18 protein-coding genes are annotated in these 23,278 nt (G+C 64.3%); 13 read left to right on the forward strand and 5 right to left on the reverse strand.

Annotation, left to right across the window (positions count from 1 at the left end; all coding sequences use genetic code 11):
- Positions 1-208 precede the first annotated feature (208 nt).
- The 6 genes from ACIP02_RS19725 to accC all read left to right on the forward strand — a co-directional run bounded on the left by ACIP02_RS19725 (position 209) and on the right by accC (position 8,295).
- Positions 209-1,564, forward strand: a complete 1,356-nt coding sequence (locus ACIP02_RS19725) for a diguanylate cyclase (RefSeq protein WP_400619493.1) — start codon at positions 209-211, stop codon at positions 1,562-1,564.
- Positions 1,565-2,904: 1,340 nt separating this feature from the next.
- On the forward strand, positions 2,905-3,684 hold the full coding sequence (locus tag ACIP02_RS19730; protein ID WP_400619741.1) for a methyl-accepting chemotaxis protein: 780 nt from the start codon (positions 2,905-2,907) through the stop codon (positions 3,682-3,684).
- A gap of 268 nt (positions 3,685-3,952) precedes the next feature.
- Complete coding sequence (locus ACIP02_RS19735; RefSeq protein ID WP_400619496.1) at positions 3,953-5,725, forward strand: protein-disulfide reductase DsbD; 1,773 nt, start codon at positions 3,953-3,955, stop codon at positions 5,723-5,725.
- A 179-nt stretch (positions 5,726-5,904) separates the two neighbouring features.
- Positions 5,905-6,360, forward strand: coding sequence for a type II 3-dehydroquinate dehydratase (aroQ, locus tag ACIP02_RS19740; RefSeq protein ID WP_003255330.1), 456 nt, complete (start codon positions 5,905-5,907; stop codon positions 6,358-6,360).
- Between the two features lie 100 nt (positions 6,361-6,460).
- The gene (gene accB, locus ACIP02_RS19745; RefSeq protein ID WP_056807100.1) at positions 6,461-6,922 is read left to right on the forward strand and encodes an acetyl-CoA carboxylase biotin carboxyl carrier protein; all 462 of its coding nucleotides are present in this window, start codon (positions 6,461-6,463) and stop codon (positions 6,920-6,922) included.
- A 17-nt stretch (positions 6,923-6,939) separates the two neighbouring features.
- Entirely contained in the window at positions 6,940-8,295 is a 1,356-nt protein-coding gene (accC, locus tag ACIP02_RS19750) for an acetyl-CoA carboxylase biotin carboxylase subunit (RefSeq protein ID WP_400619500.1), read from the forward strand.
- A gap of 176 nt (positions 8,296-8,471) precedes the next feature.
- On the opposite strand, the gene ACIP02_RS19755 is transcribed toward accC, so the two are convergent.
- Positions 8,472-10,325 carry a sigma-54-dependent Fis family transcriptional regulator gene (locus ACIP02_RS19755; RefSeq protein WP_400619503.1) on the reverse strand — a complete coding sequence of 618 codons (1,854 nt, stop codon included), beginning with the start codon at positions 10,323-10,325 and terminating at the stop codon, positions 8,472-8,474.
- A 283-nt stretch (positions 10,326-10,608) separates the two neighbouring features.
- Here ACIP02_RS19755 and ACIP02_RS19760 point away from each other — a divergent pair, with 283 nt between their 5' ends.
- From ACIP02_RS19760 to ACIP02_RS19790, 7 genes are all read left to right on the forward strand, one after another.
- Complete coding sequence (locus ACIP02_RS19760; protein ID WP_400619505.1) at positions 10,609-11,664, forward strand: ATP-NAD kinase family protein; 1,056 nt, start codon at positions 10,609-10,611, stop codon at positions 11,662-11,664.
- 22 nt (positions 11,665-11,686) lie between these two features.
- Complete coding sequence (locus ACIP02_RS19765; RefSeq protein ID WP_400619507.1) at positions 11,687-12,664, forward strand: thiamine pyrophosphate-dependent dehydrogenase E1 component subunit alpha; 978 nt, start codon at positions 11,687-11,689, stop codon at positions 12,662-12,664.
- A 33-nt stretch (positions 12,665-12,697) separates the two neighbouring features.
- The gene (locus ACIP02_RS19770) at positions 12,698-13,720 is read left to right on the forward strand and encodes an alpha-ketoacid dehydrogenase subunit beta (RefSeq protein WP_400619510.1); all 1,023 of its coding nucleotides are present in this window, start codon (positions 12,698-12,700) and stop codon (positions 13,718-13,720) included.
- Entirely contained in the window at positions 13,717-14,823 is a 1,107-nt protein-coding gene (locus tag ACIP02_RS19775; protein ID WP_400619512.1) for an acetoin dehydrogenase dihydrolipoyllysine-residue acetyltransferase subunit, read from the forward strand. The genes ACIP02_RS19770 and ACIP02_RS19775 overlap by 4 nt, the downstream gene beginning before the upstream one ends.
- A gap of 52 nt (positions 14,824-14,875) precedes the next feature.
- The gene (locus ACIP02_RS19780; RefSeq protein WP_400619744.1) at positions 14,876-15,940 is read left to right on the forward strand and encodes a 2,3-butanediol dehydrogenase; all 1,065 of its coding nucleotides are present in this window, start codon (positions 14,876-14,878) and stop codon (positions 15,938-15,940) included.
- Positions 15,941-16,329: 389 nt separating this feature from the next.
- Entirely contained in the window at positions 16,330-18,063 is a 1,734-nt protein-coding gene (locus ACIP02_RS19785; RefSeq protein ID WP_400619515.1) for a C13 family peptidase, read from the forward strand.
- A 27-nt stretch (positions 18,064-18,090) separates the two neighbouring features.
- The gene (locus ACIP02_RS19790; RefSeq protein ID WP_400619518.1) at positions 18,091-18,738 is read left to right on the forward strand and encodes an oxidoreductase; all 648 of its coding nucleotides are present in this window, start codon (positions 18,091-18,093) and stop codon (positions 18,736-18,738) included.
- Between the two features lie 151 nt (positions 18,739-18,889).
- On the opposite strand, the gene ACIP02_RS19795 is transcribed toward ACIP02_RS19790, so the two are convergent.
- The 4 genes from ACIP02_RS19795 to ACIP02_RS19810 all read right to left on the reverse strand — a co-directional run bounded on the left by ACIP02_RS19795 (position 18,890) and on the right by ACIP02_RS19810 (position 23,204).
- Positions 18,890-19,177, reverse strand: coding sequence for a YceK/YidQ family lipoprotein (locus ACIP02_RS19795; RefSeq protein ID WP_400619521.1), 288 nt, complete (start codon positions 19,175-19,177; stop codon positions 18,890-18,892).
- A complete protein-coding gene (ubiX, locus tag ACIP02_RS19800; protein ID WP_400619524.1) occupies positions 19,174-19,803 on the reverse strand; it encodes a flavin prenyltransferase UbiX in 630 nt (209 codons plus the stop codon). Before ubiX ends, ACIP02_RS19795 begins: the two co-directional genes overlap by 4 nt.
- Positions 19,800-21,149, reverse strand: coding sequence for a UDP-N-acetylmuramate:L-alanyl-gamma-D-glutamyl-meso-diaminopimelate ligase (mpl, locus tag ACIP02_RS19805; protein WP_400619527.1), 1,350 nt, complete (start codon positions 21,147-21,149; stop codon positions 19,800-19,802). Before mpl ends, ubiX begins: the two co-directional genes overlap by 4 nt.
- A 66-nt stretch (positions 21,150-21,215) precedes the next feature.
- Positions 21,216-23,204 (reverse strand): sigma-54-dependent Fis family transcriptional regulator, encoded by a 1,989-nt coding sequence (locus ACIP02_RS19810; RefSeq protein ID WP_400619530.1) that lies wholly within the window; start codon positions 23,202-23,204, stop codon positions 21,216-21,218.
- Positions 23,205-23,278 lie beyond the last annotated feature (74 nt).

Below are 23,278 nucleotides of genomic sequence, written 5' to 3' on the forward strand. Positions count from 1 at the left end.
ACCACAGGCCTGCGCCAGGGTGCCACGGCAAGCCCGCGTGGCAGCACTATAAAGCAGACACCGCCTTACGCATAAGCGACCATTCAGTCAGCAACTGAATATTCGTTCAGAACGCATTGTTGATGCAGGGCACTCATGCTGTGTGAAAGAGCTGCTAGCATAGAGCCATCATTGCCCCTGCATATCCCAACCTATAAGTAGCCAGGACATGAGCCAAGCCGTCGAGCCAAGCCCGCAGTGCCCCGACCCGCATCTGTCGCGTAGCGGCCTGCGCAAGGACGACCCACTGGACCAGGTACTGCTACCCCTGCGCAGGCCGGTGTACATCCTGTTGCAGGATCACGGGCGCGCCCAGCGCCTGGCCCAGCAGTTGGAGTTCTTTGGCATGATCGTGCAGGCACTGCCCAGTGCCACAGCGTTTCTGGCGTCTATCAGCGAGTATCCGCCCTCGGCGATCATCATGGATGTCGACTTCACCGGCGCCGGCCAGGGTCTGCTGCTGGCCGCCCGGGTGCAGCAGGGCCTGACGCAGCACATTCCGCTGCTGTTCTTCAGCCACCACGAAGCCGACACCCCAACCCGCCTGGCCGCCGTGCGCGCTGGCGGCCAGGACTTCCTCACCGGCAGCCTGGAAGCTTCCAGCCTGCTGGAAAAGGTCGAACTGCTGACCAATGCCGCCCAGCACGACCCTTTGCGCGTGCTGATCATCGACGACTCGCGCACCCAGGCCCTGTACACCGAACGCGTGCTGGCCAGCGCCGGCATGGTCACCCGCAGCCTGACCGACCCGATCCGCACCATGGCCGAACTGGCCGATTTCCAGCCCGACCTGATCATCCTCGACCTGTACATGCCGGCCTGCACCGGCCCGGAACTGGCCAAGGTGATCCGCCACAGTGACCGCTACGTGAGCGTGCCGATCATCTATCTGTCTGCCGAAGACGACCTGGACAAGCAGCTGGATGCCATGAGCGAAGGCGGCGATGATTTCCTGACCAAGCCGTTTCGCTCACGCCACCTGGTCACCACCGTACGCAACCGCGCCGCCCGCGCCCGCCACCTGAAGGCGCGCATGGTGCGCGACAGCCTGACCGGGCTGTACAACCACACCCACATCCTGCAACTGCTGGAAGACTGCAGCTTCCGCGCCCGCCGTGAGCAACAGCCGTTGAGTTTTGCCATGCTCGACATCGACCATTTCAAGAAGATCAACGACCGTCACGGCCACCCCATGGGCGACCGGGTGATCAAGAGCCTGGCGCTGTTTCTCAAGCAGCGCTTGCGCAAGACCGACTTCATTGGCCGCTATGGCGGCGAGGAATTCGCCATCGTCATGCCCAATACCGCGCTGGAGGCAGCGCACAAGGTGCTGGACGACATTCGTCGGCGCTTTGCCGAGATTCTCTACCCGGCGCAACCGCGAGATTTACAGTGCACCTTCAGTGCCGGGGTGGTGCAACTGGATGACGGGCTGGATGCATTGACCATGGCCAGTGCGGCGGATGAAGCGTTGTACCGGGCCAAGCATGCCGGGCGTAATTGTGTGGTGCGCGTAGAGCCCTGAGATTGTTATCGCCCGCGAAGAGGCAGCACAAGCAACCCAGATACCGGCACTGTGCCACTTTTTTTCTGGCACCAACCCTTCGACGTCATCACCCGGTCACAAAATCGCAATAACTTCAGGCGCCTACCCCCACTCCCCTCCGCAGGAAGTTCGCGGCTATGCGCCTGAAGTGGCTGACCAATTTCAACACCCTGTTGCTGGTGACCGTGTGCCTCGCCCTGGGCGTTACCCTGTGGTGGTCGCAACGGGCCCTGGAACGCCCCTACCAGATGATGGAGCGCTACCTGGGCCTGTCCCAGCAGTTTCAGAACCAGACAGCGCGCAACATTCAGGCGTACCTGCGCAGTGGCGATGCCCTGCGCCACGCCGCCGCCATGGAGGCCAACCAGCATCTGCAGGCGGCACTGGCCGCCTGGCCCGTCGGGCTGGCCGACAAGCTGCGCCCCAGCCTCGACAGCCTGCAAGCCTTCACCGCCAATGAACTGCTGGCCGCCGGCAAGCTGGCTGGCGACCCGCAAGCCCTGCTGCTGCAAGCGGAACGGGAGTTGGGGGCCAACTTCGAGCAACTGGCCGGCTACGCCCGCGACAGCGGTAATGCCGAGGCCAACCGCTATGTGCTACCCCTGCTCGACGCCAGCGTGCACCTGGGCCGGTTGTCACTGGCCCGCGACAAGCTGGTCAGCAGCGGTCGCCCGGAGCTTGCTGACGAAGTGGAGCGCGAGTTGCAACTGATCCGCGCCCAGGCCCAGGCCATCGACGCCCTGCCCTTGCTTGGCGTAACCCGTGCTGCCGAATCCGGCGCCGACGACTTCGCCGCCATGATGGGCCTGGAAACCCAAGCCCGCGCCCAGCAAGAAGACATTGCCGTGGGCCTCAAGCGTGAGCTGCAAAGCCTGCTGGGCCGCTACCCGGCCGAACTGCAGCGCACCCGCGAACAGATCGAACGCCGCGCGGCCCTGGCCGCCAGTACCGGCCAGCGCCTGGAAGCCGTACAGCAAGCCATTGCTGCGCTGGAACCGGAAGTGCGCGGTCAGCATGCAAAAATTGCCGCCGAAGTGCGCATCATCCAAGGCCTGATGATCGGGCTGATCCTGCTCATCGCCCTGTTGATCGATACCTTGCAGCGGCGCCTGGCGCGTACCCTGACCGGCCTGGCCCCGGCACTGTCGCGCTGGGCGGAAGGCGACTTCGCCCAAGTGATCGCCCTGGGCAAGACCAACCGCGAACTGCATGACATCCAGGAGTCGCTCAATCGCCTGCGCCAGTACCTGGTCGAACTGGTTGGCACTATTCGCCACAACGCCGAAAAGGTCGCCGGCAGCAGCCACGCCCTGGCCGGCATGAGCGCCGCCCTGCATGACGGTGCCGAACGCCAGGCCGGCGATACCGGGCAGATCCGCGATGCGTTAGGCGAACTGGAAGCGACCATCCAGCAAGTGGCCGGCGATGCCAGCGCCGCCGCCGACGCCAGCCGTGATGCCGGCCGCGCGGTGGAACAAGGCCAGGCAGTGATTGGCCAGAGCCTGTCGGGCTTGCGTGAACTGGTCGATGAAGTGCAGGGCAATGCGCGCATGATCGAGCAACTGGCGGAGGAGTCGGCCACTATCGGCGGGGTGCTGACAGTGATCCGCTCGATTGCCGAACAGACCAACCTGCTGGCGTTGAACGCCGCGATCGAAGCGGCCCGGGCGGGCGAGATGGGCCGTGGCTTTGCCGTGGTGGCTGATGAAGTGCGTTCGCTGGCGCAGCGTACCACTGGAGCCACTGGCGAGATTCAGGTCCTGATCGACCGCTTGCAGCAGGCAGCCAAAGGCTCGGTGGCCGGCATGCGTGCACAGCTGGAGCATGCCGAAGCCACGGCCAGCCGGGCGCAGGCAGCGGATGGTGCGTTGGACGAGATTGTCTGTGCCATTCGGACCATCTCGGATACCGCCGTGCGGATTGCCGATATCACGGCGCAGCAGAGTGGCGCGGTGAGTGAGATTCGGGATCACAGCGAACGGATTCATGAGCTGGGTGAGGATAATTTGCAGCGCATTGGTGAGGGGCGTGAGCAAGGGGAGCAGTTGCTAAACCTGGGGGGTGAGTTGAACCGGGCGGTGCGGGCGTTCAGGGTTTGATTGGGCCTGTGAAAACTTCAAGGTATGCGCTGTCCCTGTAGGAGCGGCCTTGTGTCGCGAAAGGGGTGCGAAGCGCCCCCGGGATCTGTGCATCACAGAAGACGTTGCTGGGGCCGCGTTGCGGCCCTTTCGCGACACAAGGCCGCTCCTACAGGGACGGTGCAACCTTGAAGATAGCGAAGGCCATGTGTCGCCCGCTCACCCGCATGGCCCCAACCCGCAGCACTTCCGCTATCATGCCCACCAAGTTCCACCTCGCGAGTCCGCCATGCGCCGCCTGTTTTTCCTGCTGTTCCTGCTGCTGGCCAGCCCTGCCTTTGCCACGGGCCTGCTCGACAACCGTCCCAGCGCCACCCTCGGCGCCGCTTCGCTGGCCAATAACGCCGACTTCCTGCCGGTACACGAGGCCTTCAAGCTCAACCTGATCCAGGCCGATGCGCAAACCATCAAGTTGCGCTTCATCGCCACCGATGGCTATTACCTCTACCGCCACCGTTTCCAGTTCCGCACGGAACCGGCCGACATCGCCCTGGGCACGCCAGACATTCCCAAGGGCGAAGCCAAGCACGATGAATTCTTCGGCGACGTGGAGGTGTACCACGGCGTGCTCGACATCGAGCTACCACGCAAAGACCCGCGCGCCTTTACCCTGCTGGTGGGCTACCAGGGTTGTGCCGACAAAGGCCTGTGCTACCCACCAGAAACCGCGCGCCTGAGCATCGATGGCGAAGGCGGCACAAACACGCCGGGTACAACCGAACACGCCTGGAGCTGGAAATCGCTGCTGCTGTTCTTCCTCGCCGGGGTCGGCCTGACTTTCACCCCCTGCGTGCTGCCCATGCTGCCGATCCTCTCCGGCGTGGTACTGCGCGGCCAGGTTGGCGGCCTGCGCGGGCTGGCGCTGTCGCTGGCCTACGTGCTGCCAATGGCCGCCAGCTTCGCGGCACTCGGCGCACTGATGGGGCTGTTTGGCGCCGGCCTGAACCTGCAGGCGCGCCTGCAATCGGCCTGGGTGCTGGTGCCCTTCGCGCTGTTCTTCGTGGTGTTTGCGCTGGCCATGTTCGGCCTGTTCGAACTGAAACTGCCGCAAGCGCTGAACAACCGCCTGAACAACGTCGCCAACCACACCAAGGGCGGTTCACTGTTGGGTGCGGCAGTGCTTGGGGTGCTCTCCAGCCTGTTGGTTTCACCCTGCGTATCGGCGCCGCTGGCCGGTGCCCTGCTGTATATCAGTGCCAGCGGCGATGCCTTGGGTGGTGCGCTCAAGCTGTTCGCCCTGGGCCTGGGCATGGGCGCACCATTGCTGCTGGTAGCCACCGGTGGCGCGGCCTGGCTACCCAAAAGCGGCCCTTGGATGAATACGGTAAAGAACGCCATCGGCGTGCTGCTGCTGGGGCTGGCTATCGGCTTGCTCAGCCGTGTACTGCCGGGCCAGGTGACGTTGCTGCTGGTCGGCTTCCTCGCCGCTGGCGTGGCCCTGTTTCTCGGCGCCCTGGAATTCGGGGTCAAGACTGCGCGCCAGCGCTTGGCGCAACTGCTCGGCCTGGCTTTGCTGGTGTACGCGCTGGCCTGTTGGTACGGCGCCCTCAGCGGCCAGGGCGACCCGCTGCGGCCACTGCCGGTGGCAACGGTTGCGGCCAGCGGCAGCGGCACGGCGGCAAAGGTGGATACCTGGCAAACCATCACAACACCTGAGGCGCTGGACGCCGCCCTGGCCCAAGCCAAGGCGGCTGGCCAGCCGGTATTGCTGGACTGGTACGCCGACTGGTGCATCAGCTGCAAGGTGATCGAACACGACGTACTCAATGCGCCCCAGGTGCAACCGCAACTGGTGGCCTTCAAGCTGCTGCGTTTCGACATCACCGAGAGCAATGCCGAGCAACGCAAGCTACTCGATCGCTATCAGTTGTTCGGCCCACCTGCCCTGTTGTTCTTTGCCGCGAACGGCAGCGAAATTACCGCTGATCGGGTGATTGGCGAGATAAACGCCGGTGAATTTGCGCAAATTCTGACACGCGTGCGCGGCAAACTCGGTCTATAACTTCCCGCGTGCCGGGAAAATTCCTCAATTCGGTGACCAGATTTAATTATTTGGTCACATACTTCGCGCGAACCTCGGACAACGTGCTGGCTATTGCCGGGAACTGGACACTTGCCGTCGCTTTACGGCACACTCGCCGCGCTGTGTCGAATTGCCCTACAAATCCAAGGAATCCGCAGATGGCAACGCTACTGGTGCTCCACGGCCCAAACCTCAACCTGCTCGGTACCCGCGAGCCAGGCCACTACGGCGCCGTGACCCTGGCCCAGATCAACCAGGACCTGGAGCAACGTGCCCGCGCCGCAGGCCACCATCTGCAGTACCTGCAGAGCAATGCCGAATACGAACTGATCGACCGCATTCACGCGGCACGCAACGAGGGTGTGGACTTCATCCTGATCAATCCGGCGGCTTTCACCCACACAAGCGTCGCATTACGTGACGCATTGCTTGCGGTGAGCATCCCATTCATCGAAGTGCACCTGTCCAACGTGCACAAACGCGAACCGTTCCGTCACCACTCCTACTTTTCCGATGTTGCCGTAGGGGTGATTTGCGGTCTGGGCGCCAGCGGTTATCGCCTGGCCCTGGAGTCCGCACTGGAACAACTGGCTGCCAACGCACAGCCCAAATGATGAAAACCCTGGCCTAAGTGGGCCGGGGTTCGAGAGAAACGTTTCAGATACGTTTTTTTGTATTTCGCCCCCTGACCGAACCTTTGGGAGTTGATGATTAATGGATATCCGTAAAGTCAAGAAACTGATCGAGCTGCTGGAAGAGTCTGGCATCGACGAACTGGAGATCAAGGAAGGCGAAGAGTCGGTCCGTATCAGCCGTCACAGCAAGACCCCAGCTGCCCAGCAGTTCTACGCACCGGCGCCGATGGCCGCTGCCCCGGTCGCTGCCCCGGTTGCCGCTGCTGCTCCAGCCGCCGAAGCCGCTGCTGCTGCCCCGGCCCTGAAAGGCACCGTGGTTCGTTCGCCAATGGTCGGTACCTTCTACCGCAAGCCATCGCCGACCTCGCCGAACTTCGCTGAAGTTGGCCAGAGCGTGAAGAAAGGCGACACCCTGTGCATCGTCGAAGCCATGAAGATGATGAACCACATCGAAGCCGAAATCGGCGGTGTGATCGACGCCATCCTGGTAGAAGACGGCCAGCCGGTTGAGTTCGACCAGCCGCTGTTCACCATCGTTTGAATCGCGGAGAGCCAACGATGTCTGGGAAGCTCGAAAAAGTCCTGATCGCCAACCGCGGGGAAATTGCCCTGCGGATCCTGCGTGCCTGCAAAGAGCTGGGCATCAAGACCGTCGCCGTGCACTCCACTGCCGACCGTGAACTGATGCACCTGGGCCTGGCAGACGAATCAGTCTGCATCGGTCCCGCGCCATCCAAGGATTCCTACCTGCACATCCCGGCAATCATCGCTGCCGCCGAAGTCACCGGCGCCACCGCGATTCACCCGGGCTACGGCTTCCTGGCGGAAAACGCCGACTTCGCCGAGCAGGTGGAAAAATCCGGTTTCGCCTTCATCGGCCCGAAAGCCGACACCATTCGCCTGATGGGCGACAAGGTTTCGGCCAAGGACGCGATGATCAAGTCGGGCGTACCGACCGTACCGGGCTCCGATGGCCCGCTGCCGGAAGACGAAGAAGTCGCCCTGGCGATTGCCCGTGACGTCGGCTACCCGGTGATCATCAAGGCCGCCGGTGGCGGTGGTGGTCGCGGCATGCGCGTGGTGCACAAGGAAGAGGACCTGATTTCCTCGGCCAAGCTCACCCGTACCGAAGCCGGTGCTGCCTTCGGCAACCCGATGGTCTACCTGGAGAAGTTCCTGACCAACCCACGTCACGTGGAAGTGCAGGTACTGTCCGACGGCCAGGGTAACGCCATCCACCTGGGTGACCGTGACTGCTCGCTGCAGCGTCGTCACCAGAAAGTGCTGGAAGAAGCGCCAGCCCCGGGCATCGATGAAAAAGCCCGTCAGGAAGTGTACAAGCGCTGCGTCGATGCGTGCATCGAGATCGGCTACCGTGGTGCCGGTACTTTTGAGTTCCTGTACGAGAACGGCCGCTTCTACTTCATCGAGATGAACACCCGTGTGCAGGTTGAGCACCCGGTATCGGAAATGGTCACCGGCATCGATATCGTCAAGGAGATGCTGAGCATCGCCGCTGGCAACAAGCTGTCGTTCCGCCAGGAAGACGTTGTCATCCGTGGCCACTCGCTGGAATGCCGGATCAACGCCGAAGACCCGAAGAAGTTCATCCCGAGCCCAGGCAAGGTCAAGCACTTCCATGCTCCGGGTGGCAACGGCGTTCGCGTCGATTCGCACTTGTACAGCGGTTATTCGGTCCCGCCGAACTACGACTCGCTGATCGGCAAGCTGATCACCTACGGCAAGGACCGCGACGAAGCCATGGCACGCATGCGCAATGCCCTGGACGAGATCGTCGTCGACGGCATCAAGACCAACATCCCACTGCACCGCGACCTGGTGCGTGATGAAGGTTTCTGCAAAGGCGGCGTCAACATTCACTACCTCGAGCACAAACTGGCCAGCCAGGAGTAATCGTGTAGTGTGATGTACCAGAACCCCGGCCATGTGCCGGGGTTTTTTATTGCCTGCCAGGCCCTCGTCACGGTCCCTGTAGGAGCGGCCTTGCGTCGCGATGGGGCGCTATTGCCGGGGCCGCTTTGCGGCCCTTTCGCGACGCAAGGCCGCTCCTACAGGGACCGCGGCGAGGCTTATCCTTTCATCCGTGGCATCTCGATGTGATGCTCATGCACCCGCCGATACAAGGTCGCCCGCGAAATGCCCAGCGCCCGGGCCGCATCGGCCGGCTTCCAGCGATGGCGGATCAGTGCATCCAACAACAGCTGCCGCGCCGGGCACGACACCGCGCTTTCAGTTGCACCAACCACCTCACCCCGCACCTCCTGCGGCAAATCCTGCACCCGCACCTGCCCGCCCTCGCTCACCGCGCAGGCATAGCGCAACACCTGCCGCAGCTGGCGCAGATTCCCCGGCCAGCGATAAACCAGCAGCGCCTGCAAGGCATCATCCGCCAACACCACATCTACCCCGCAGGCCTCAGCTTCTTCAACCAGCAACTGGTGAATCAGCCCCAAACGGTCCTCACGCTCACGCAGCGGTGGCAGTTCGAAGCGGGCATTGGCCAGGCGGAAGTACAAATCTTCGCGAAAACGCCCTGCCTCCACCATCGCCGCCAAATCACGGTGGGTGGCGCAGATCACCTGGATATCCACCCGCTCCCGCCGCGCCGCGCCCAACGGCGCCACCTCGCCCTCAGCCAGCACCCGCAACAGGCGGGTCTGCAGGTTCAGCGGCATGTCGCCGATCTCGTCGAGAAACAGCGTGCCACCATCGGCTTGCTGCAACAGCCCTTGCATGCCTTTGCTGGAAGCCCCGGTAAAAGCCCCGGCCACGTAACCAAACAGCTCGCTCTCGATCAGGCTTTCCGGAATGGCCGCACAGTTCAGCGTGACAAACGGGCCATCGCGGCGCTGGCTCTGCTGGTGCAGCTGACGGGCGAATACCTCCTTGCCGGCCCCGGTTTCGCCCAGCACCAACACCGCCAGGTTGCAGTCCTTGACCCGCGTGGCCAACCGCAGGTGCTGCTCGATGCGGGCGTCCTGGGGCTGGCGCACGGGCTGCGCCCGCTGGCGTTGCTGCGGTGCGCTGACCCGGCCATACAACCCGCCCAACCCCGGCAAGCGCTGAGCCGACGACGCGCTTACCCGGCGCAACTGGTCGATGTCAAACAGTTCGCCAATGTGCTCGGGCAAACGCCCCAGGCGTTGCACCAGCCGTTGTCGCGCCAGGCTGTTGATCGCCAGCAGGCGGCCATCGGCATCCCAGGCCAGCAGGTAGTCGGGCTGGCTTTCCACATAACCCGGTGTGCCGTGGGCGCGCATCACCCAATGGCCTTGGGCACTGTGCATGAAGAAGGCGTTTTCGATTTCGCGGGCGGTCTGTTCGACCAGCTGGCGAATCAGGTGCTGGCTACGGCGGTCGTCCGGCGACTGCAAGGCCGACACATCGACCACGCCCAGCAACTCGCCCAGCGGGTCGAACACTGGCGCTGCGGTGCAGGTCAGGCCGATGAACGCGGCGCGGAAGTGGTCGCGCTTGTGCACCGTGACCGGCGCCTTGCTGGTCAGCACCGCCGCCACGCCACAGGTGCCCTCTTCGCCCTCCGACCAGCAGGTACCCAGGTACAGCCCGGCCTTGCGGCAGTCGTTGCGGATGGCCGACTCGACCCGGTAATCGATGGTGCGCCCCTGAGCGTCGGTCAACAGCACGCAGTAGTCGGCGCCACGCACTCGCTCGTGCAGGCGCGCCACGGCATCGCTGGCAATGCGCAGAAACAGCTCGGCGCGTTCGCGGCATTCGTTGAGCAGGCTTTGGGACAGGATGCGCGGCCCCTGCTGGGACCCGGGGTCGAGGCGGTACAGCTCCATGGATCGGCGCCATGAATCGAGGATCAGCGGTGGCACCGGCGCCTGCGGCAGGCGGTCGGCGTTCTTCAGCACCCTGCTGACGCAGTCGACATGGGATCGGGAGTTCGCGGCAAGCATTCAGGCCCTCCGGTTCTCGTTGCTGTTTTTGTCGTTGTGCGGCCATTAAGCGCTTCCCGGCATCCCCCGACAAGCACTGTGTGATTACCGGCTGGCTTGAGACGCAGCGTCTCAGCGTCTCGGCCAAGGCGGCGCCGCGCTGGCACCCGGCGTCTCACCGCCATCGCTGAACGGGCACGCTCAAGCAGCGCCAAAGCGCTCTGTTCCGGCCATTTCAACCCTTGCGATAAAAGCTGGCACCGCGCTTGCTCCTGCCTTGGCAAACAACAATACGAGGTGCGCCATGCCGCTACCCGCCCCGATTGTCGGGATTATTGCCAACCCTGCCTCCGGCCGCGACCTGCGCCGCCTGACCGCCAACGCCGGGCTGTATTCGAGTACCGACAAGGCCTCGGCGATCCAGCGCCTGCTGGCGGCCTTCGGCGCCACCGGCATCGGCCGGGTGCTGCTGCCCAGCGACATGACCGGTATCGCCGCCGCCGTGCTCAAGGCCAGCCAGGGCCCGGGGGCCCGTGACCAGCACTGGCCGGCCATCGAGATACTCGACCTGCCGCTGACCCAGACCGTGGCCGATACCCGCCTGGCCACCCGGCGCATGGTCGAACGCGGCGTGGCGATGATCGCCGTGCTCGGAGGCGATGGCACCCACAAGGCAGTCGCCGCAGAAGCCGGTGACGTGCCGCTGCTGACCCTGTCCACCGGCACCAACAATGCCTTCCCCGAACTGCGTGAAGCCACCAGCGCAGGCCTTGCCGGCGGCCTGCTCGCCAGTGGCCAGGTCCCAGCCAGCATCGGCCTGCGCCGCAACAAGCGCCTGCTGGTGAAAGTGCCTGAACAACAACTGGCCGAATGGGCCTTGGTGGAAGTGGCGGTGTCACCCCAGCGCTTCATCGGTGCCCGCGCACTTAGCCGTAGCGAAGACCTCTGCGAGGTCTTCGCCTGTTTCGCCGAGCCGCATGCCATCGGCCTGTCGGCGCTGTGCGGCCTGTGGTGCCCAGTGTCGCGCCAAGACCCGCACGGCGCCTGGATACGCCTGAACCCCGGCGCCGAACAGGCCCTGCTCGCACCGCTGGCACCCGGCCTGCTGCAAGCCTGCGGCATCACCGCCAGCGGCACGCTGACGCCCGGCGTTGACCATCGCCTGAGCCTTTTCAGCGGCACCCTGGCCCTGGATGGCGAACGTGAAATCGAATTCGCCGAACGCGATACCCCCACCATCACCCTCGACCACCAAGGCCCGCTCAGCGTGGACGTCGAGGCCGTGCTGGCGCACGCCGCCCGTCATCACCTGCTGGTCGTACCACGCGGCCACCGGCTGCACCCTGCAAACCCGTGTTGAGACAACCCTGGAGAACAACAAGATGTCCAATCAGCTCAGTACCGAACAACTGCTGCACGCCTATGAAGTGATGCGCACCATCCGCGCCTTCGAAGAACGCTTGCACGTGGAGTTCGCCACCGGCGAAATCCCCGGCTTCGTCCACCTGTATGCCGGTGAGGAGGCTTCCGCTGCCGGGGTCATGGCCCACCTGCGCGACAGCGACTGCATCGCCTCTACCCACCGCGGCCATGGCCATTGCATCGCCAAGGGCGTGGATGTGTACGGCATGATGGCCGAGATCTATGGCAAGAAGACCGGTGTGTGCGGCGGCAAGGGCGGCTCGATGCACATTGCCGACCTGGAAAAAGGCATGCTCGGTGCCAACGGCATTGTCGGTGCCGGCGCACCACTGGTGGCCGGGGCGGCGCTGGCGGCCAAGCTCAAGGGCCGCGACGATGTGTCGGTGGCCTTCTTCGGCGACGGCGCCTCCAACGAAGGCGCGGTGTTCGAGGCCATGAACATGGCGTCGATCATGAACCTGCCGTGCATCTTTGTCGCCGAGAACAACGGCTACGCCGAAGCCACCGCCTCCAACTGGTCGGTGGCCTGTGACCACATTGCCGACCGTGCTGCCGGCTTCGGCATGCCTGGGGTAACCATCGACGGCTTCGACTTCTTTGCCGTGTACGAGGCAGCTGGCGCCGCCATCGAGCGCGCCCGCTCAGGGCAAGGGCCGTCTCTGGTCGAGGTCAAGCTCAGCCGCTACTACGGCCACTTCGAAGGCGATGCGCAAACCTACCGCGCCCCCGATGAAGTGAAGAACCTGCGCGAGTCGCGTGACTGCCTGATGCAGTTCCGCAACAAAACCACCCGCGCCGGCCTGCTCACGGCCGAGCAACTGGACGCCGTCGATGCCCGCGTCGAAGACCTGATCGAAGACGCCGTGCGCCGCGCCAAATCCGATCCCAAGCCACAGCCCGCCGACCTGCTCACCGACGTCTACGTCAGCTACCCCTGAGCCGCGGATTACAAGAACAACAGGAGAACCACCATGGCAAGAAAGATCAGCTACCAGCAGGCAATCAACGAAGCCCTGGCCCAGGAAATGCGCCGCGACGACAGCGTGTTCATCATTGGCGAAGACGTTGCCGGCGGTGCCGGTGCACCCGGCGAGGATGACGCCTGGGGTGGCGTACTGGGCGTGACCAAGGGCCTGTATCACCAGTTCCCGGGCCGCGTACTCGACGCGCCACTGTCGGAAATCGGCTATGTCGGCGCTGCAGTCGGTGCCGCCACCCAGGGCCTGCGCCCGGTGTGCGAGCTGATGTTCGTCGACTTTGCCGGCTGCTGCCTGGACCAGATACTCAACCAGGCGGCCAAGTTCCGCTACATGTTCGGCGGCAAGGCGGTCACCCCGCTGGTGATGCGCACCATGTACGGCGCCGGCCTGCGTGCGGCGGCGCAGCACTCGCAGATGCTCACTTCGCTGTGGACGCACATCCCAGGCCTGAAGGTGGTCTGCCCCTCTTCGCCGTACGACGCCAAGGGCCTGTTGATCCAGGCGATCCGCGACAATGACCCGGTGATCTTCTGCGAGCACAAGCTGCTGTACAGCATGCAGGGTGAAGTGCCGGAAGAGGTGTACACCGTGCCGTTCGGCGAAGCCAATTTCCTGCGTGATGGCGACGATGTCACCCTGGTGACCTACGGGCGCATGGTGCACGTGGCGCTGGAGGCTGCCAACAACCTGGCCCGCCAGGGCATCGACTGCGAAGTGCTGGACCTGCGTACCACCAGCCCGCTGGACGAAGACAGCATCCTTGAAAGCGTGGAAAAGACCGGCCGCCTGGTGGTGATCGACGAAGCCAACCCGCGTTGTTCGATGGCCACCGACATCAGCGCACTGGTGGCGCAAAAAGCCTTTGGCGCGCTCAAGGGCCCGATCGAAATGGTTACCGCGCCGCACACCCCGGTGCCGTTTTCCGACGCCCTGGAAGACCTGTACATCCCTGACGCGGCAAAGATCGAGGCTGCCGTGCGCAAGGTGATCGAAGCCGCAAGGAGTGCCGCATGAGCCAGATCCATACCCTGACCATGCCCAAGTGGGGCCTGTCGATGACCGAAGGCCGGGTAGACACCTGGTTGAAGCAGGAAGGTGACGAGATCAACAAAGGCGACGAGGTGCTGGACGTCGAGACCGACAAGATCAGCAGCAGCGTCGAAGCGCCGTTCAGCGGCGTGTTGCGCCGCCAGGTGGCCAAGCCCGACGAAACCCTGCCGGTGGGCGCGCTGCTGGCGGTGGTCGTCGAGGGTGAAGCCGAAGAATCCGAGATCGATGCCGTGGTGCAGCGCTTCCAGGCCGAGTTTGTCGCCGAGGGTGGCGCCGATCAGGCCCAGGGCCCGGCCCCGCAGAAGGCAGAAGTGGGCGGTCGGCTGCTGCGCTGGTTCGAACTGGGCGAAGGCGGCACGCCGCTGGTGCTGGTGCACGGCTTTGGTGGCGATCTTAACAACTGGCTGTTCAACCACCCGGCGCTGGCGGCCGAGCGGCGGGTGATCGCCCTCGACCTGCCGGGGCATGGCGAGTCGGCCAAGGCCCTGCAACGCGGCGATCTGGATGAACTGAGCGAAACCGTGCTGGCGCTGCTCGATCACCTGGACATCGCCAAGGCGCACCTGGCCGGCCATTCCATGGGCGGCGCAGTCAGCCTGAATGTGGCACGTCTTGCTCCGCAGCGGGTGGCCAGCCTGAGCCTGGTGGCCAGTGCCGGGTTGGGCGAGGTGATCAACGGGCAGTACCTGCAAGGCTTCGCCAGCGCCGCCAACCGCAATGCCCTGAAACCGCAAATGGTGCAGCTGTTTGCCGACCCGGCGCTGGTCACCCGGCAGATGCTGGAAGACATGCTCAAGTTCAAGCGCCTGGAAGGCGTGGATCAGGCCCTGCAACAGCTGGCGGCGGCGCTGGCCGACGGTGACCGGCAGCGCCACGACTTGCGCGGGGTGCTGGGGCAACACCCGGCCCTGGTGGTGTGGGGCGGCAAGGACGCGATCATCCCGGCTAGCCATGCCGAAGGGCTGGAGGCAGAAGTGCTGGTGCTGCCTGAGGTCGGGCACATGGTGCAGATGGAGGCGGCCGAACAGGTCAACCAGCAATTGCTCGCCTTCCTGCGCAAGCACTAAACCCATTCCGTGAGCCTGGAGAACAACAATGAATGACCTGAGCCACACCCACATGCGCGCCGCCGTCTGGCATGGCCGCAACGACATTCGCGTCGAACAGGTACCCCTGCCGGCTGACCCGGCGCCAGGTTGGGTGCAGATCAAGGTGGACTGGTGCGGCATCTGCGGCTCCGACCTGCACGAGTACGTCGCCGGGCCGGTATTCATCCCGGTGGAGGCACCACACCCGCTGACCGGCATTCAGGGCCAGTGCATCCTCGGCCACGAATTCTGCGGCCAGATCGCCAAGCTGGGCGAAGGCGTGGAAGGTTTTGCGGTCGGTGACCCGGTGGCCGCGGACGCCTGCCAGCATTGCGGCACCTGCTACTACTGCACCCATGGTTTGTACAACATCTGCGAACGCCTGGCCTTTACCGGCCTGATGAACAACGGCGCCTTCGCCGAGCTGGTCAATGTGCCTGCCAACCTGCTGTACCGCTTGCCGCAGGGCTTTCCGGCAGAGGCTGGCGCGCTGATCGAGCCGTTGGCGGTAGGCATGCATGCGGTGAAGAAGGCCGGCAGTTTGCTGGGCCAGACCGTGGTTGTGGTGGGCGCCGGCACTATCGGCCTGTGCACCATCATGTGCGCCAAGGCTGCGGGTGCGGCGCAGGTAATTGCGCTTGAAATGTCATCTGCGCGCAAGGCCAAGGCCAGGGAAGTCGGCGCCAGCGTGGTACTCGACCCAAGCCAGTGCGATGCCTTGGCGGAGATTCGCGCTCTCACTGCCGGGCTAGGTGCGGATGTGAGTTTTGAATGCATCGGCAACAAGCACACGGCCAAGCTGGCCATCGACACCATCCGCAAGGCCGGCAAGTGCGTGCTGGTGGGCATTTTTGAAGAGCCCAGCGAATTCAATTTCTTCGAACTGGTATCCACCGAGAAGCAGCTACTGGGGGCATTGGCCTACAACGGCGAATTTGCCGATGTGATTGCCTTTATTGCGGACGGCCGACTGGACATTCGCCCGCTGGTAACAGGGCGGATCGGACTGGAGCAGATTGTCGAGTTGGGGTTTGAGGAACTGGTGAACAACAAGGAGGAGAACGTGAAGATCATCGTCTCACCGGGCGGGCGCTAATTTCACCTCAAAGGCAACGTGCATTCTGTGGGAGCGGGCGTGCCCGCGAAGCAGGCGACTCGGTGTATGGCACCGACTTCGCCGGTGTACCCGGGCATGCCCGCTCCCACAGAGACCGCGCCAGCTTTTAGTGTTTTGGCAAGACCGGTACCCCCCAGGTACTGCAAAAGGCCCAAGGGCTGCACAAATCCTGTAGGAGCGGCCTTGTGTCGCGATGGGGCGCGAAGCGGCCCCGGCGATATCTGCGGCGAAGCTGAAATAGTGGGGCCGCTGCGCGCCCCATCGCGACGCAAGGCCGCTCTTACAGGGGTATGCGTCAGCACATGCGCTCGCTGTTTCAGGATCGCATTCTGCGTCATACTCGGCAGACCTATTGCCCGGTCCTCGCCATGCGTCCACTGCTCCCCATTACCTTGGTCCTGCTGCTCGCCGCCTGTGGCGATGGCGAATCGCTACTGCCGCCGGATGCGCGCCTTCCTGACGGAGGGCGCTACCGGGGTGAGGTGGTCGATGGCCTTTTGCAAGGCGAGGGCCGTATCGACTACCCCAACGGCAGCTGGTACGCGGGCAGCTTCAAGGACGGCCAGTGGCACGGCCAGGGCGAATGGCATGGCCAGAACGGTGAGGTGTATCGGGGCCAGTTCGCCGAGGGGCTGTTCCAGGGGCTGGGTGACCTGACTACCCCGGGCAGCCATTATGGCGGTACCTTCAAGCATGGTCGCCGCGACGGCGAAGGCACCCTCAGGCAGGCCGACCAGACCTACCGCGGCCAGTTCAAGGACGACCAGTACGATGGCGCCGGCGAACTGGAACTGGCCGACGGCAGCCGCTACCAGGGCCTGTTCGCCAAGGGCAAGCCCAACGGCGCCGGGGTGCGCAGCGATGCCAGCGGCAACCAGTTCAGTGGCCACTTCCTCAACGGCCAGTTGCAGGGCAGCGGCACCTACGACAGCGTCGACGGCGAGCAGTACATCGGCGAATTCAAGGACAACCGCCTGGAGGGCCGTGGCCGCTACGAAAATGCCGATGGCGATGTGTGGATCGGCGAATTCAAGGATGGCTCACTGATCGGCGAAGGCGAGCTGCTGGGCAGCGATGGCAGCCACTACAAGGGCACCTTCGCCGACTGGCGCCTGTCGGGCGAGGGCAGCTTGCAGCTGGCCGACGGCAGCAAATACATCGGCGGTTTCCTCAACGATGCCTACCACGGCAAGGGCCGCTTGATCCTGCCCAGCGGCAAGGTCGAAAGCGGCGTGTGGGCCAACGGTGTGCGAGTGCGCGACCAGAAAGGCACGCTGCTGCCCGACCCATTGGACATTGCCCTGCTCAACCAGGGCCGTCTGCTGGAAGAGGCACTGGCCCGGGTGCCGCGCTCGGTGCCACCGATCCAGCTATACAGCCTGGTGGTGGCCGGCGATGGCCAGCAAAGCGTATTCCTGCGTGAAGCCGACTACGTCAGCAACATGCTCAAGGTGCGCTTTGGCGCCCATGGCCAGGTGACCCTGGTCAACCACCGCGACCACATGGCCAGCCGCCCCATGGCGACTCGCGAGAACCTGACCCGCGCCGCCCGCACCCTGGCCGAGCGCAGCGGCCCCGAAGACCTGGTGTTCATCTACCTCACCAGCCATGGCAGCGCTGACCACCAGCTGGTGCTCGACCAGCCGCGCCTGCAACTGGCCGACCTGTCCGCCGATGAACTGGCCACCGCACTGGCGCCATTGAAGGACCGCGACAAGGTAATCGTCATCTCCGCCTGCTATTCAGGGGGCTACATCGCCCCGCTCAAGGATGAGCGCACGCTGATCATGACCGCCGCCCGGGCCGACCGTGTGTCCTTCGGCTGCTCGGAAGAAGCCGACTTCACCTACTTTGGCGATGCCCTGTTCGCCGAAGCCCTGAACCAGACCGACGACCTGAAACAGGCGTTTGAACTGGCACGCACCAGCGTTGCCGAAAGAGAACAGAGGGAAGGTTTCGAGGCCTCCGAGCCGCAGTTGTGGGCGCCACCCGCGGTGCTTGAGCACTGGCAGCACCTGCGCCGACAACAGGCCGAAGAAGCATTGCGAAACGCCACGCAGGCCAAGGTGGGGGCACAGGCAGAAACGCCTGCCAACCACTAGACTTGTGTGTAACAAGGGAGAGACATCATGTATTTGACGCCTCAGCATGTCCTGCTTGCCGGTGCTACCGGCCTCACCGGTGAACACCTGCTCGATCGCTTGCTCAACGAGCCCACCATTACCCGCGTGCTGGCCCCTACCCGCCGGCCGCTGGCCGAGCACCCGCACCTGGAAAACCCGGTCGGTGACCCGGCCGTGTTCCTGCCGCAGCTGGCCGGCCGGGTGGATATCGCCTACTGCTGTTTGGGCACCACGTTGAAGCAGGCCGGATCGGAGTCGGCCTTCCGCGCGGTGGATCTGGACATGGTGGTCGCCTTCAGCAAGCGTGCCCGTGAAATGGGCGCGCGGCATTTGCTGGTGGTCAGCGCGTTGGGCGCCGACCCGAAGTCGTCGATTTTCTACAACCGGGTCAAGGGCGAGATGGAAGAAGCGCTCAAGGCGCAGGACTGGCCGCAACTGACCATCGTGCGGCCGTCGTTGCTGCTGGGTGAGCGGATTGAGCCACGGCTGGGTGAACAGTTGATTTCGCCGTTTTCCAAATTGATACCGGGTAAGTACCGCGGGATCGAGGCGTGTACCCTGGCGCGGGCGCTGTGGCGTTTGGCGCTGGAAGAAGAGGACGGGGTGCGGGTTGTGGAGTCGGATGAGTTACGCAGGTTGGGCAAGACTCCCTAAACGCTGCATGTTGCTGTTGTAGGAGCGGCCTTGTCTCGCGACAGGGCCGCGCAGCGGCCCCCGGATTTCAACTTTAGCACAACCCTTGCTGGGGCCGCTTTGCGACCCTTTCGCGACACAAGGCCGCTCCTACAGGGAACTGCGGCGCTCTCTAGAGGCCCCCTGTGGCCTGGAAGCCTACACCAGCGGCAGTCAGCAACGACAACGGCAACAACAAGGTGTCGAGCAACATGCTCCCTGGCAGGTCCAGCCCCGGATAGGCCGGCGCTTCAGCCCCATAGAGATCCCGCGGGCAGCACCCACCATTGATCACATACAAATCCAGGCGCGTGCCGGCATACACCACCGGCGCCCCCGGTTTGTTGGCATCCAGCGTGCGCACCGTGGCGCAGCCACTCAGCAACCCCAGCGCCAGCAAGCCGGCCAGCGTTCGCTTCAATCATCCACCCCGAAGTGGTGCTCGCCCCAACGCGGCAGCATGTCCTGGGGAATATTCAGCAGGTTGAGAATGCGCGCCACGACAAAGTCGACCAGGTCGTCGATGGTCTGTGGCTGGTGATAAAAGCCCGGTGCGGCCGGCAGGATCACAGCGCCCATCTGCGACAACTTGAGCATGTTCTCCAGGTGAATGGTGGAGAACGGTGCTTCACGTGGCACCAGGATCAACTGGCGACGCTCCTTGAGGGTGACGTCGGCAGCGCGTTCGATGAGGTTGTTGCAGGCACCGGTGGCAATCGCCGACAAGGTGCCGGTAGAACAAGGCACCACCACCATCGCCGCCGGAGCACCGGAGCCCGAGGCGACCGGCGACATCCAGTCTTCCTTGCCATACACGCGGATCTGCCCATCGGCAGCGCCGGTGTATTCAGTAAGAAAAGCCTGCATCGCCTGTGGCTTGGCCGGCAGCACCACGTCGGTCTCGGTGGCCATCACCAGTAGCGCGGCCTTGGAGATCAAAAAGTGCACCTCACGGTCTTCACGCACCAGGCAATCCAGCAGGCGCAGGCCATACTGGGCGCCCGAGGCGCCCGTCATGGCCAGGGTGATGCGTTCCGGCCCGCTCACTTCAGCGCCTCGGCCAGCTTGCCGTGCAGGCCGCCGAAGCCGCCGTTGCTCATGATCACCACGTGGGTGCCCGGGCGGGCCTGGCCCTTGATGCGTTCGATGATCGCTTCGAGGCTGTCGGCAACCACGCTCGGTACCTTGCACTGCGCAGCAGTAGCAGCCAGGTCCCAGCCGAGGTTGGCCGGCGCGTACCAGATCACCTGGTCGGCGTCGTTGACGCTTTCTGGCAAACCATCACGGTGTGCACCCAGCTTCATCGAGTTGGAGCGAGGTTCGATCACCGCGATCACCGGCGCCTCGCCAACGCGCTTGCGCAGGCCATCGAGGGTGGTGGCGATGGCGGTCGGGTGGTGAGCGAAGTCATCGTAGAGAGTCACGCCCTGCACTTCGGCAACCTTCTCCATGCGCCGCTTGACGCTCTTGAAGGCGCTGAGGCCCTCGATGCCCATGGCCGGCACCACGCCGACATGGCGGGCGGCGGCCAGGGTAGCCAGGGCGTTGGCGACATTGTGCTGGCCGGTCAGGGCCCAGTCGACAACGCCTTGCGCTTCGCCGTCGAACAGCACTTCGAAACGGGAACCGTCGGGGCTGAGCAAGCGGGCCTGCCACCGGCCGCCTTCACCGGTGGTTTGCACCGGGGTCCAGCAGCCCATACCGATGACCCGCTCCAGCGCTTGTTCGGTAGTCGGGTGGATGACCAGGCCTTCGCTGGGGATGGTGCGCACCAAGTGATGGAACTGCCGCTCGATCGCGGCCAGGTCCGGGAAGATGTCTGCGTGATCGAACTCAAGGTTGTTGAGGATCGCGGTGCGCGGGTGGTAATGCACGAACTTCGAGCGCTTGTCGAAGAAGGCACTGTCGTACTCGTCGGCTTCGACCACGAAGAACGGTGTGTCGCCCAGACGCGCCGACACCGAGAAGTTCTGCGGTACGCCGCCAATCAGAAAGCCCGGGCTCATGCCCGCGTGCTCCAGCACCCAGGCCAGCATGCTGCTGGTGGTGGTTTTGCCGTGGGTACCGGCAACGGCCAGCACCCAGCGGCCTTGCAGCACATGGTCGGCCAGCCACTGCGGGCCGGAGACATAGGGCAAACCCTTGTTCAGCACGTACTCAACTGCCGGGTTGCCGCGCGACATGGCGTTGCCGATCACCACCAGGTCGGGTGCCGGCTCCAACTGGGCCGGGTCATAGCCTTGGGTCAGTTCGATGCCCTGGGCCTCGAGCTGGGTGCTCATCGGTGGGTAGACGTTGGCGTCCGAGCCGGTGACGCGATGGCCAAGTTCCTTGGCCAGCACCGCCAGCGAGCCCATGAAAGTGCCGCAAATACCGAGAATGTGAATATGCATGGTCGACCTCGCAAAACATCGAGGCAGGGTAGCCCAGGGCGCGATAAATCGCACCCGCTGTTTCGCTTAGTCGCCCCTGGTGATGCCGTGTTTGCGCAGTTTTCGATACAAGGTATTGCGGCTGATGCCCAAGTGCTCGGCGACGCGGGTGAGGTGCCAGTGTTTTGCCTGCAAAATGGCCAGCAAGGCATCACGCTCGGCATCCTGTAGGAGCGGCCTTGCGTCGCGATCGGGCTGCGCAGCAGCCCCGGCAATCGGGGCTGCGCGGCTGAGGCACTGGGGCCGCTCTGCGGCCCTTTCGCGACACAAGGCCGCTCCTACAGGGACGGGGTTGTTGCGGATGATGGCGGGGAGATCCGGGAAGGTGATGCGGGCATCGTCGCTAAGCGCCACCAGGGTACGCAGCACATTGCGCATCTGCCGCACGTTGCCCGGCCAGGCAAAGTCGAGCAGTGCCTGGCGCGCCTGGGGTTCGATGTCGATCAGGTGCCCCTGCGCCTCCTGGCGCAGCAAAAAGTCCAGCAACTGCGCCTTGTCACTGCGCTCGCGTACCGCCGGCAACGCCACTTCCAGGCCATTCAGGCGGTAATACAGGTCTTCGCGGAAACTGCCCTGCTCCACCCGCTCCAGCAGGTCGCGGTGGGTGGCGCTGACAATGCGCACATCCACTGCTTGCGGCTCGCCGCCGATCGGCACCACCTGGCGCTCTTCCAGCACCCGCAGCAGGCGGGTTTGCAGGGCCAATGGCATGTCGCCGATCTCGTCCAGCAGCAAGGTGCCGCCGTCGGCCTGCAACAACTTGCCGCGCATGCCTTCCTTGCGTGCACCGGTAAAGCTGCCGCCGCGGTAACCGAACAGCTCGCTCTCGATCAGGCTTTCCGGGATCGAGGCACAGTTGATAGCGACGAACGGTTTGGCGCGGCGTTCACTGGCCTGATGCACAGCCTGCGCGAAGGCCTCCTTGCCGCTACCGGTCTCGCCGCACAGCAGCAAGGGCACATCACGCTCGAACACCCGCACACTGCGGCGGAAATCGTTTTGCAGGGCCGGGTCAAGCAGGCACACCAGTGGCTCCACTTCACGCATCGGCTGCGGCTGGGCGATGGGTACCGACCACACCGGCACCCGCGCCTGGCCGCGCAGGCTGGCGAACACCTCGCGACCGTCCAGGGTACGCAGCGGCCAGGCCGTGCTGCCGCCTGGCGTGGCGCGGCTGAACAGTTCGTCATGGCTACAGGCAAAGAAGCGTTCCAGCGGTTTGCCCAATACGCCGCCGCGCACGGTGCCGAGCAAATTGAGCGCGCTCTGGTTGGCCGCACAGATACGCCCGTCGCCGTCGAAGGCCAGCAGGCCTTCGCTGAACAGGCCGACCGACTCGGCCTGCAGGTGAAAACGCAGCAGCCATTGCTGCTCGAAGTGGCGCAGGAAGTAGCAGCTTTCGATCATTTTCGCCGACAGGTTGACCAGCGCCATGGTGTGGAACTGGCTTTGCCGCGATACGTCGGGCCGGGCCGAAGACACATCCAGCACGGCCAGCAACTCGCCATGCGGGTCGAATACCGGGCTGGCCGAGCAGGTCAGGCCGGTGTGGCGACCACGGAAGTGCTCGTTCTGGTGAATGGTCAGCGCCTGGCGCTCGACCAGGCAGGTGCCGATGCCGTTGGTGCCCTCGCGCGCCTCGCTCCAGTCGGCGCCCAGCCACAGCCCGGCATGCTCGAAGCTGCGCCGCTCGCTGGGGGCGCTGACGCAGTTGAGGATCACCCCGCGGGCATCCGTTAGCAGTACCGCGTGGCCCGCCCCGGAAAGCTGCTGGTGCAGGCTGTTCATTTCAGGGTCGGCAATCTGCAGCACCTGGCGCAGGCGTTCGCGGCTTTCCAGCAGGCGCCCATGTTCTAGCACCACCGGGGCCTCGATCACTGCAGGGTCGAGGTGGTAATCCTCCAGGCAGCGCAGCCAGGACCGGGCAATGGACGGGTCACTGCCGCCCTCCCCGGGGCCGCCGTGGGCAACGTCGTGCACCTGCCGCGCATGGCGACTGAAATGATTGCTCTGCATTGTTGTAGTTCTCCGCAGATAGAGAGTCCTGCCAGCATCCTCCACCCGCGAAGGCTTTGCAATGCACGCGCCGG

Origin of the sequence: Pseudomonas sp. NPDC089408 (genome assembly GCF_044749445.1) — a bacterium.
In the GTDB taxonomy this organism is placed as follows: Bacteria; Pseudomonadota; Gammaproteobacteria; order Pseudomonadales; family Pseudomonadaceae; genus Aquipseudomonas.